At 76.5% G+C, this 10,287-nt stretch carries 11 protein-coding genes; 5 read left to right on the top strand and 6 right to left on the bottom strand.

What is annotated here, in order from left to right:
- The first annotated feature begins 105 nt into the window (after positions 1 to 105).
- On the top strand, positions 106 to 849 hold the full coding sequence (locus GTR00_RS06600; protein ID WP_323132279.1) for a response regulator transcription factor: 744 nt from the start codon (positions 106 to 108) through the stop codon (positions 847 to 849).
- Between the two features lie 74 nt (positions 850 to 923).
- On the opposite strand, the gene GTR00_RS06595 is transcribed toward GTR00_RS06600, so the two are convergent.
- Positions 924 to 2,672 carry a flavin monoamine oxidase family protein gene (locus tag GTR00_RS06595; protein ID WP_323132278.1) on the bottom strand — a complete coding sequence of 583 codons (1,749 nt, stop codon included), beginning with the start codon at positions 2,670 to 2,672 and terminating at the stop codon, positions 924 to 926.
- Complete coding sequence (gene speB, locus GTR00_RS06590) at positions 2,669 to 3,640, bottom strand: agmatinase (RefSeq protein ID WP_166610839.1); 972 nt, start codon at positions 3,638 to 3,640, stop codon at positions 2,669 to 2,671. Before speB ends, GTR00_RS06595 begins: the two co-directional genes overlap by 4 nt.
- A gap of 200 nt (positions 3,641 to 3,840) precedes the next feature.
- Between speB and GTR00_RS06585 the strand changes: the two genes are divergently transcribed.
- Together GTR00_RS06585 and GTR00_RS06580 are read left to right on the top strand one after the other, a co-directional pair.
- Complete coding sequence (locus GTR00_RS06585) at positions 3,841 to 4,449, top strand: helix-turn-helix domain-containing protein (RefSeq protein ID WP_166610838.1); 609 nt, start codon at positions 3,841 to 3,843, stop codon at positions 4,447 to 4,449.
- Positions 4,446 to 5,213 (top strand): carbon-nitrogen hydrolase family protein, encoded by a 768-nt coding sequence (locus tag GTR00_RS06580; RefSeq protein ID WP_166610837.1) that lies wholly within the window; start codon positions 4,446 to 4,448, stop codon positions 5,211 to 5,213. The genes GTR00_RS06585 and GTR00_RS06580 overlap by 4 nt, the downstream gene beginning before the upstream one ends.
- A 12-nt stretch (positions 5,214 to 5,225) precedes the next feature.
- On the opposite strand, the gene GTR00_RS06575 is transcribed toward GTR00_RS06580, so the two are convergent.
- Positions 5,226 to 6,212 carry a type I phosphomannose isomerase catalytic subunit gene (locus tag GTR00_RS06575; protein WP_166610836.1) on the bottom strand — a complete coding sequence of 329 codons (987 nt, stop codon included), beginning with the start codon at positions 6,210 to 6,212 and terminating at the stop codon, positions 5,226 to 5,228.
- Between the two features lie 38 nt (positions 6,213 to 6,250).
- Entirely contained in the window at positions 6,251 to 7,102 is an 852-nt protein-coding gene (locus GTR00_RS06570; RefSeq protein WP_166610835.1) for an SDR family oxidoreductase, read from the bottom strand.
- A gap of 202 nt (positions 7,103 to 7,304) precedes the next feature.
- Between GTR00_RS06570 and GTR00_RS06565 the strand changes: the two genes are divergently transcribed.
- Positions 7,305 to 8,717: an OFA family MFS transporter gene (locus GTR00_RS06565; protein ID WP_166610834.1), complete on the top strand. Its 1,413-nt coding sequence runs from the start codon at positions 7,305 to 7,307 to the stop codon at positions 8,715 to 8,717.
- A complete protein-coding gene (locus GTR00_RS06560; RefSeq protein ID WP_166610832.1) occupies positions 8,714 to 8,881 on the top strand; it encodes an MFS transporter small subunit in 168 nt (55 codons plus the stop codon). The genes GTR00_RS06565 and GTR00_RS06560 overlap by 4 nt, the downstream gene beginning before the upstream one ends.
- 54 nt (positions 8,882 to 8,935) lie before the next feature.
- On the opposite strand, the gene GTR00_RS06555 is transcribed toward GTR00_RS06560, so the two are convergent.
- A complete protein-coding gene (locus tag GTR00_RS06555) occupies positions 8,936 to 9,556 on the bottom strand; it encodes an L-threonylcarbamoyladenylate synthase (protein WP_166610833.1) in 621 nt (206 codons plus the stop codon).
- A 70-nt stretch (positions 9,557 to 9,626) separates the two neighbouring features.
- Positions 9,627 to 10,287 (bottom strand): GNAT family N-acetyltransferase (locus GTR00_RS24870; RefSeq protein WP_205705219.1); only part of this gene is annotated, 661 nt, incomplete at its 5' end.

Below are 10,287 nucleotides of genomic sequence, written 5' to 3'. Positions count from 1 at the left end.
GGGCCTGGTGGGGCTGGCCGAGCGGGTCGCGCTGGCCGGCGGCGAGCTGGAGCACGGCCCGGCCGGCGGCGGTTTCCGGCTGCGGGCGCGGTTGCCGTGGCCGGCGTGAGCGCGGCCGGCGCGCACGGCGCGGGCGCGGGGGGCGGCGCCGCGCCGGTGCGGGTGCTGCTCGTCGACGACGACCCGCTGGTGCGCTCGGCGCTGCGGGTGGTGCTGGGCGGCCTGGACGACGTGAGCGTCGTGGGCGAGGCCGCCGACGGCGACGAGGCGGTCGCGCTGGCCGCGGCCACCGCGCCGGACGTGGTGCTGCTCGACGTGCGCATGCCGCGCCGCGACGGCCTGAGCGCCGCGCGGGAGCTGAGCGCGGGCGGGTCCGGGCCGCGCGTGGTGGTGCTGACCACGTTCGGGGAGGACGACGCGGTGCTGGCGGCGCTGCGCGCCGGGGCGGACGGGTTCCTGCTCAAGGACACCCCGCCCGCCGGGATCCTCGCGGCGGTGCGCCGGGCCGCGGCGGGTGAGCCGGTGCTCTCGCCCGACGCGACCCGGCGCCTCATCGGCCACGTCACCGGCCGCGCCGCCGGCTCCCCGGGCGGCGCGGACGGGTCCGCGCCGCCGCCCGGGGCGGACGCGCGCCGGCGCCAGGCGCTGGCGCGCCTGGCGCGGCTGGGCGCCAAGGAGCACGAGGTGGCCGTGGCCGTCGGCCGGGGGCTGCCCAACGCCGAGATCGGCGCCCGGATGTCCCTGAGCACCGCGACGGTGAAGGCCTACGTCTCGCGCGTCATGTCCCGCCTGGGGGTGGACAACCGCGTGCAGGTGGCGATCGTCGTCCACGACGCCGGGCTGCTGTGACGCCGGGCTGCTGTGACGCCGGGTTGCTGGGGGCGCTGCTGCGGGGTGCGCGGCCGCGCACCCCGCAGCAGCGCTCAGGTGTCGGGCAGCTCGACGGGGGCGAGCTCGGCGAAGCGGTCGCCGGGGCCGGGGTTGCCCGGGGCGCTGGACCCGCCGAGCTGGTGCACCACGCCCCACACGGCGTTCAGGCCGGTGGTGACCGCGCCCTCCGCCCAGCCGGGCGTGAAGGAGATGTCGTCGCCGGCCAGGAAGACCCCGCGCTGCTGCGGCGGCAGGTGGTCCTGCACGAAGTGGGTGAACAGCCGCCGCTGGTAGCGGTAGTGCCCGGGCAGGTTGCCGCGGAAGGCGCCCATGAAGTGCGGCTCGCGCTCCCAGGAGACGGTGATCGGGTCGCCGAGGACGTGGGAGGCGATGTCGACGTCGGGGTAGATCTGCTCCAGGTTGTGCAGCATCAGCCGCACCCGCTCGTCGGTGCTCAGCGCCAGCCACTTCAGGGCGTCGTCGTTCCACGTGTAGCTCAGGCAGATCACGGCCGGGGAGTCCGCCGCCGCCGGGTCGTCGATGCCCTCGCCGCCGTCGAGCAGGTAGGTGCCGCGGGTCATGCGGTCGGTGAGGGTGGTGCTCAGCACCCGCCGGCCGGTGGCCGGGTCGCGGTCGCGCCAGAACGGGCGGTCCACCAGGACGAACGTCTTGGAGGACTGCATGTAGTGCGAGCGCTCCATCGCCATCCACATCTCGTGCGAGAACAGCGACTCCTCGGTGTCGATGCCCGCCGACAGCAGCCACGACTGGCAGGTGACGACCACCGCCTCGTAGGCGCGCTCGGTGCCCCAGCGGTCCAGCACGAGCAGGCGCCCGTCCTCGCCGCGGCGCACGCGCGTCACCCCTGGGCGCGGGGAGCCGTGGTGCAGCGACTCCAGGCTGGTGCCCGCCGGCCAGTGCGCGATCGTGGCCGGCGCGTGGCGCCACAGGCCCAGCGGCACGCTCTGCGCGCCGCCGGTGATGCGGTGGTGCTGGTCGTCGGCGTCGGTGTGCACGACGCGCAGGATCTCCAGGACCGAGTTGGGGAAGTCGGTGTCCCAGCCCCCGGTGCCGAAGCCGACCTGCCCGAACGTCTCGCGCGAGGAGAAGGGCAGCGCCGCGAACGAGGGGGACTTCGCGACGAACCCGTAGAAGGTCTCCTCGTCCAGCCGCGGGACCGTCCGGTTCCAGATCTCCTTGATCGCGCGCAGGTCGCGGCGGCGGATCGCCTCCTGCATCGCCTCCAGCTCCGCGCCCTCCACCAGCGCCCGCCGCCACGCGGCGGCGACCTCGCCGAACTCGGCCGGCAGGTCCTCGGGCCCCTCGGCGTAGTGGGCGCGGTTGCGCAGCTCGATGACGGTGCTGGGCGTCTGCGGGGCCAGCGGGTTCGGGAACGGGCTGGTGCGGGCGCCGACGGTGTCGACGTAGTGGAAGAACGCGCGACCGGAGGCGGGGAAGCGCATGCCGCCGAGGTCGGCCACGGCGCCGGGCACGCCGGGGAAGGCCGCCGAGCGCAGCCGGCCGCCGATCTCCCCGGCCTCGTGGACCACCGGGCGCAGCCCGAGCTTCATCAGCTCGTGCGCGGCCACCAGCCCCGACACCCCGGCCCCGACGACCGCGACCTCGGTGCCGTGCCGGTGCGCGGGCACCGAGCCCAGGCCGGCGGGGTGGGCGAGGTGCTCGTCGTAGGGGAAGGGGAAGTCGGGCACCAGCATCGTCAGCGGCGGCCGCGCGCCCCGGCGCGCGCCCGGGGCGGGGGCGCCGGGCAGGTCCTCGGTGCTCGTGCCGGCGGGGAGGGTCACCGCGGGCCCCCGCCGCGGGTGGCGGCCAGCACCGACAGCAGCTCGTACACCACGTGCGCGGCGGCGATGCCGGTGATCTCGGCGTGGTCGTACGCCGGGGCGACCTCGACGACGTCGGCGCCCACGACGTGCGCGCCCACCAGGCCGCGCAGGGTGTGCAGCAGTTCCCGGCTGGTCAGCCCGCCGGCCTCGGGGGTGCCGGTGCCGGGGGCGGCGGCGGGGTCGAGGACGTCGATGTCGACGGAGACGTACACCGGGGCGCCCTCGACGCGGCGGCGCACCCGCTCCACCGCGCGCGCCGCGCCGTCGGTCTCGTAGTCGTCGGCACGCACCACCTGGAAGCCGAGCACGGCGTCGTCCTCGAGGTCCTGCGCGCTGTACAGCGGCCCGCGGGTGCCGACGTGGACGCTGCGCTCGAGGTCGATCAGGCCCTCCTCGCCGGCGCGGCGGAAGGGGGTGCCGTGGGTGTAGGGGGCGCCGAAGTAGGTGTCCCAGGTGTCCAGGTGGGCGTCGAAGTGGACGACGGCGAGCTTGCCGTGCTGCTTGGCCAGCGCGCGCAGCGCCGGCAGGGCCAGGGTGTGGTCCCCGCCCAGCGACAGCAGCGTGGAGCCGTCCTGCGACAGCGCGGTCAGGCCCTGCTCGGCGGTGCTCAGCGCCTCGGCGACGTCGAAGGGGTTCAGGCCGAGGTCGCCGGCGTCGGCGACCTGCTGGGTGCCGAAGGGGTGCACGCCCAGCGCGGGGTTGTAGGGCCGCAGCAGCTTGGAGGAGGCGCGGACGTGACCGGGCCCGAAGCGGGCGCCGGGGCGGTAGCTGACGCCGGAGTCGAAGGGCAGGCCGACGATCGTGACGTCGGCGCGGGAGACCTCGTCCAGGCGCGGCAGGCGCGCGAACGTGGCCGGGCCGCCGTAGCGGGGGACGCGCGTGGCGTCGACCGGTCCCTGCGGGGAGGGCGTGTCGGGGGACGGCATGGCTCCACAGTGGCGCCGCGCGCGAATCCGGTCAACCCTTGTTTACCTCCAGGGTTGCGCAGGTTCCCGGGCGTGCGCGGGGGTGCCAGACTGCGACGGGCACCGCGGCGGGCGCGGTGCCGGGGCGGTGGCGAGAGGGCGCGGTGCGGGCAGGGGCGAGGGCAGCGGCGGGGCCCGCGGACGAGGCCGCGGACGGGACCGTGGAGGAGGACCCCGCGGACGCGTCGGCGCACGTCGGCGCCCGGCTGCGCGCCGCGCGCCTGGCGCAGCGGCGCACGGTGGCGGAGGTGGCCGCGGCCAGCGGGCTGACCAAGGGCTTCCTCTCCCGCCTGGAGCGCGACCGCGCCACCGCCTCGGTGGCGGCCCTGGTGCGGCTGTGCGCCGCCCTGGACCTCGCGGTGGGCAGCCTCTTCGAGCCGGCCCCCGCCGGCGAGGTCGTCCGCGCCGGGCACCACCCGCCGATCTCCTTCGGCGGCCACGGGGTGCGCGAGTGGCTGCTCACCCCCGCCGGCGAGCGGCGCCTGGCCGTCATCGTCAGCGAGGTCGAGCCCGGCGGCGGCTCCGGCGAGGAGCCCTACGCCCTGGACGCCGACGTGGAGCTCGCCCTCGTCCTGGCCGGCGGGCTGCGGCTGCGCTTCGCCGGCGGCGAGGTCGTCGAGCTCGGCACCGGCGACGCCCTCACGTTCGACCCCGCCCGCGCCCGCTCCTTCACCGCCACCGGCGACGCGCCCGCGCGGGTGCTGTGGGTCGTCAGCCCCGCCCTGTCCAGGTCGCCCGGGGAGCGCGGCGAGCGGGGGGAGCGGCCGTGAGGATCGCCGTCGCGCAGCAGGCCGCCACCGCGGACGTGGCGCGGAACCTGCGCGAGCTGGAGCGCCTGGCCGAGCGCGCCGCGGGCGCGGGCGCCGACCTGCTCGTCACGCCGGAGCTGTTCACCACCGGCTACGACCCCGGCCGCGTGCACCCGGACCCCTCCGTGCTGCCGCGCGTGGCGGACGTCGCGCGCCGCACCGGCGTGGCGCTGGTGGTCAGCGAACCGCACCGCGCGGGCTCCGCCGAGACGATCACCGCCGTCGTCGTCGACCGCGGGGGCACCGTCCTGGGCCGGTACACCAAGACCCACCTGTACGGGCCCGCCGAGCGCGCCGCCTTCACCCCCGGCGACGGCACCCCGCTGGTGGTGCGGGTGGCGGGCCTGCGGGTGGGGGTCCTGGTCTGCTTCGACGTGGAGTTCCCCGAGGCGGTGCGCTCCCTGGCCCTGGCCGGGGCGGACGTCGTCGCCGTCCCCACCGCGGTCTTCGACGCGGACGTGGCGCGGCTGCTGCTGCCCGCGCGCGCCTACGAGAACCGCGTCGCGCTCGCCTACGCCAACCACGTCGGCCCCGCCGCCGACGGGGTGAGCACCTTCAGCGGCGGCTCCGTCGTCGTCGGGCCCGACGGGCGCGTCCTGGCGCGCGGGGGCGAGGGGGAGCCGGAGCTGCTGCTCGCCGACGTCGACGCGGCCGACCTGCGCAGCGCCCGCGACGTGGTCGACTACCTGCGCGAGCGCCGCCCGGGCACCTACCGGCTGGGGTGAGGACCGCGCCCCTCAGGACGGCAGGTGGCCCCACAGCAGGTCCAGCTCGCCCTCGACCTCCACGGCCCCCAGCGCCGCCGGCAGCAGGAACGTGCCGGCCCGCGCCAGCTCCCCGCTCCAGCCCCCGGCGCGCACGGCCACCGCGGCCCGCCCGACGTTGGTGAGCACCTGCGCGGTGCCGAACCCCCGGCGCACCCGCACCCGGTGCCCGCTGCGCCAGCGGTGCAGGACGAAGTACGGGCCCTCGCAGCACACCGCGCGGCGCACCCCGTCGTCGTCGGCGGGCACGGTGGCGTCGGTGATCGTGACCCGGGCGTCCAGCCGGGTCTCGCGCAGCAGCGCCTCGACGTTCTCCCGCCGCTGCTGCTCGGGCACGGGGGAGCCGTCCTGCATCGCGTACGGCATGGCGTGCTGCTGCGTGTCGGAGGTCTGCTCGATCTCGTAGACCAGCGTGTCCGGCCCGAACGAGTGGATCGTGCCGCCCGGCACGTACACGGTGTCGCCGGCCGCGACGGGGAAGCGCTCCAGCACGGCGTCGAAGTCCTGCGCCAGCAGCGCCTCGCGCAGCCGCTCGACGCCCACGCCGGGGCGCACCCCGGCCAGCGCGGTGGCGCCCGGCCCGGCGGCCAGCACGTGCCACGCCTCGGTCTTGCCGTTCTCCTGCCCCTCGAGCTCCCGCGCCGCGGCGTCGTCGGCGTGCACGTGCACCGGCAGGGCGCGGTGGCCGTCGATGAGCTTGGTGAGCAGCGGGAACCGCGAGCCCGACCAGCCCGGCCCGACGAGCTCACCGGGGTGCTCGCGCACCAGGTCGCGCAGCGGCGTGCCGGCCAGCGGGCCGTCGGCGACGACCCCGACCTCGCCGTCGACGTCGCTGACCTCCCACGTCTCCGCGACGGGACCGTCGGGCAGCCCGCTGCGCCCCAGCACCTCCGCGACGGCGCGACCGCCGAAGACGTGCTGCTTGACGGACGCGCTCAGGCGCAGCGGGTACCACTCCACGACGGGGCCCCCTCGCAGGACCGGCTCGGGCGATCGGGTCAGAGGATCGGGTTGCCGCCGGTCACGGCCACGCGCGCGCCGGAGACGTAGCTGGCCTCGTCGGAGGCGAGCATCACGTACACCGGCGCCAGCTCCGCCGGCTGCGCGGCACGGCCGAGGGGCGACTGCTGGCCGAACTGCGCGACCTTCTCCTCCGGCATCGTGGCCGGGATCAGCGGCGTCCACACCGGCCCGGGGGCCACGGAGTTCGCGCGGATGCCGCGCTCGGCGAGCAGCTGCGCCAGCGAGGCGCACATGTTCGCGATGGCCGACTTCGTGGCCGCGTACGGCAGCAGGGTCGGGCTGGGCATGTCGGAGTTCACCGAGCTGGAGCCGATGATCGAACCGCCGGAGCCCATGTGCGGCAGCGCCGCCTTCGTCAGGTGGAAGAACGCGCTGAGGTTCGTGTGGATCGTCCGGTCCCACTCCTCGTCGGGGATCTCCTCCACCGAGTCGCGGTTCATCTGGAACGCGGCGTTGCTGACGAGCACGTCGACGCGGCCGAACTCCTCCACGGCCTTGGCGACCACGGCGCGGCAGTGCTCGGGTCGGGCGAGGTCGCCGGGCACCAGCACCGCCTTGCGGCCGGCCTGCTCCACCCACTTCGCCGTCTCGCGCGCGTCCTCGTCCTCGTCGAGGTAGCTGACGAGGACGTCGGCGCCCTCGCGGGCGTAGGCGATGGCGACGGCGCGGCCGATGCCGGAGTCCCCGCCGGTGATGATCGCCTTCTTGCCCTCCAGCCGCCCGCTGCCGCGGTAGCTGCGCTCGCCGTGGTCGGGTGCGGGGTCCATCGCCGCGGTGGTGCCGGGCACCTCCTGCGACTGCTCGGGCTGCTGCCCCTCCTGCGTCATCGCGCGTCTCCTCTCGCTGTGCGTGCTCGGCGGCCGCTCGCGCGGGGCGCCGCGCGGCTCCACCCACCCGCCTACCCGCTGCGCGCGTCCCCAACCGTGCCCCGGACGGGTGTTCCCGCGGCGCGTCGATGGCGCCCGCCGCACCGCGCCCGTAGCGTGAACGTTCAAGATCCTCTGGACGACCACCGCGAAGGAGCGAACCGTGGTCCCTCTGCTCGACCGCCGGCGCAGCATCGCGCCACCGGGTTTCAACCGGTGGCTGGTGCCGCCGGCCGCGCTGGCCGTGCACCTGTGCATCGGCCAGGTGTACGCCACCAGCGTCTACAAGAACGCCCTCGTGCAGCACTTCGAGGTCGGCAACACCGAGATCGGCGTGGTGTTCTCCATCGCCATCGTCATGCTGGGCCTGTCCGCCGCCGTCGCCGGCACCTGGGTGGACCGCAACGGCCCCCGCAGGGCGATGGCGACCTCGGCGCTGTTCTGGGTCACCGGTTTCCTCGTCGGCGCCCTGGGCATCGCCACCTCTCAGCTGTGGCTGCTGTACCTGGGCTACGGCGTCATCGGCGGCATCGGCCTGGGCATCGGCTACATCTCCCCGGTCTCCACGCTGATCAAGTGGTTCCCCGACCGGCCCGGCCTGGCGACCGGCATGGCGATCATGGGGTTCGGCGGCGGGGCCCTGGTGGCCAGCCCGCTGTCCACCCGCCTGCTGGGCCTGTACGACCCCGACTACGACTCCTCGGTGGCCGGCAGCGTGCCCGCCGGCGACGCGGTGGCGATGCTCTTCGTCACCTTCGCGGTCGCGCACGCGCTGTTCATGGCGTTCGGCGCGGCGACCGTGCGGGTGCCCGCCGAGGGGTGGCGGCCCGACGGGTTCGACCCGGCGTCGGTGCGCTCCAAGGCCCTGGTCACCACGGCCAGCGTCTCGGCGCGCAACGCGATCCGCACCCCGCAGTTCTGGCTGCTGTGGGTGGTCCTCTTCTGCAACGTCACCGCCGGCATCGGCGTCCTGGAGCAGGCCTCGCCGATGATCCAGGACTTCTTCCGCGGCGCGGACGGCACCTCCAGCGTGGCCGTCGCGGCGGCCGGCGGGTTCGTCGGGCTGCTGTCGATGGCGAACATGGCCGGGCGGTTCGTGTGGTCCTCGACCTCCGACGTCATCGGCCGCAAGCCGATCTACCTGGTCTACCTGGGCGTCGGGCTCGTCGCGTACGCGCTGCTCGCGCTGTTCGGGCAGACCAGCACCGCGCTGTTCGTGCTGCTCGCCGCGGTGATCCTGTCGTTCTACGGCGGCGGGTTCGCCACGGTCCCGGCGTACCTGCGGGACCTGTTCGGCACCTTCCAGGTGGGCGCGATCCACGGCCGCCTGCTCACCGCCTGGTCCACCGCGGGCGTGGTCGGCCCGCTCATCGTCAACGGCTTCCTCGACGCGCAGGGCACCCCGGGACGGCTGACGGCGGAGGCGTACCGGCCTGCGCTGCTGACCATGGTGGCGCTGCTGGCGGTCGGGCTCGTCGCGAACCTGCTGGTGCGGCCGGTCGCGGCGAGGTTCCACGAGCCGGCCCCCGCCGCGGAGCGGGAGCGCGGCGAGCGCACCGGGGGGAGGGCGTCGTGAGCACGGGCACGGGTGCCGGCACGGGTGCCGGCGCGGCGGCGGGGGGCGGTGCGCCCCGCTCCTCCACCGCCCGGGTGGCGCTGGGCTGGGCGCTGGTCGGGGTGCCGCTGGCGTACGGCGTGGTGGAGACGGTGCTGCGCGCCTCCAAGCTCTTCACCGGCTGAACCGGCTGGACCGGCTGGACCCGCCGGCCGCCCCCGCGGGGGCGGCCGGCGGCCTCAGCGGAAGCGGTCCGGGTCGCCGGCGCCGACCCGCACGACCTCCGCGGCGCCCTCGGAGAGGTCGACCACGGTCGTCGGGGTGGTGCCCACCTCCCCGGCGTCCACCACGGCGTCGACGACGTGGTCCAGCTCCTCCTTGATGCTCCACGCGTCGGTGGGCGGTTCCTCGCGGCCCGGCAGCAGCAGCGTGCTCGACAGCAGCGGCTCGCCCAGCTCGCGCAGCAGCGCCCGCACGAACGGGTGGTCCGGGATGCGCACGCCGACGGTCCTCTTGCGCGGGTGCGCGAAGCGCTTGGGCACCTCCGCGGTGGCGGGCAGGATGAACGTGTACGGGTTCGGCGTGGCCGCCTTCACCGCGCGGAACGCGGAGTTGTCCAGGTGCACGAACTGCCCGAGCTGGGCGAAGTCGGCGCACACCAGCGTGAAGTGGTGCCGCTCGCCCAGGTGGCGGATGCGGCGGATGCGCTCGGCGCCGGTGCGGCTCTCCAGCCGGCAGCCCAGCGCGTAGCAGGAGTCGGTGGGGTAGGCGATCAGGGCGTCCTCGCGCAGCAGCGCCACCAGCTGCGCCAGGGCCCGCGGCTGCGGGTCCTGCGGGTGCACCTCCACGAAGCGGGCCACGCCCCGCAGGGTAGGGCGGACCGGCGCCGGCGGCAGCCCGGCCCCGCCGCCCGGGCCCCGCCCGCGCCGCTCAGGGCAGCTGGACGAGCGGGAAGGCCACGGTGCGCCGCAGCCGGAACCCCAGCGCCTCGTACAGCCGCACCGCGCCGGTGTTCTGCGCCGCCGCGTGCAGGAACGGCGTCTCGCCGCGGGCCAGGACACCGGCGGCCACCGCTCGCACCAGCCGGCTCGCCAGGCCCCGCCCGCGCGCGGCCGGGTCGGTGCACACCGCGCTGATCTCGGTGAACCCCGGCGGGTGCAGGCGCTCGCCGGCCACCGCCACCAGCCGCCCCCGCTCGTCGCGCACGCCCAGGTAGGTGCCCAGCAGGGGGGTGCGGCGCTCGAAGGGCCCCGGCCGGGTGCGCCGCACCAGGTCCAGCACCTCCGGCAGGTCCCGCTCGCCCAGGACGACCGCGCCCGGGTCCGGCGCGGCCCGCAGCGCGCCGGTGGCCACCAGCTGCACGCCCGGCAGGTCCCGCACCAGCCGCGCACCGGCCGGCAGCGGCCCCTCCAGCGCCGGCAGCAGCACCGGCGCGCCCGGGCCCGCCACCTCCCGCAGGTCCTCCCAGGCCCGCTCCTCGCGCGGGTCGGCCAGCGCGCAGAAGGGCGACACGTCCACCGGGTAGCGCCGGCCCAGGCCGCCGCCCTCGGCGAGGTCGCGGTGCGCGCCCGTCAGCGAGGCCCACACGGGG

It is taken from the genome of Kineococcus indalonis (assembly GCF_009906395.1).
Classification (GTDB): Bacteria; Actinomycetota; Actinomycetes; order Actinomycetales; family Kineococcaceae; genus Kineococcus; species Kineococcus indalonis.
Note: the sequence above shows the minus strand (reverse complement) of the source record. Positions and strands in the feature narration are given on the sequence as shown.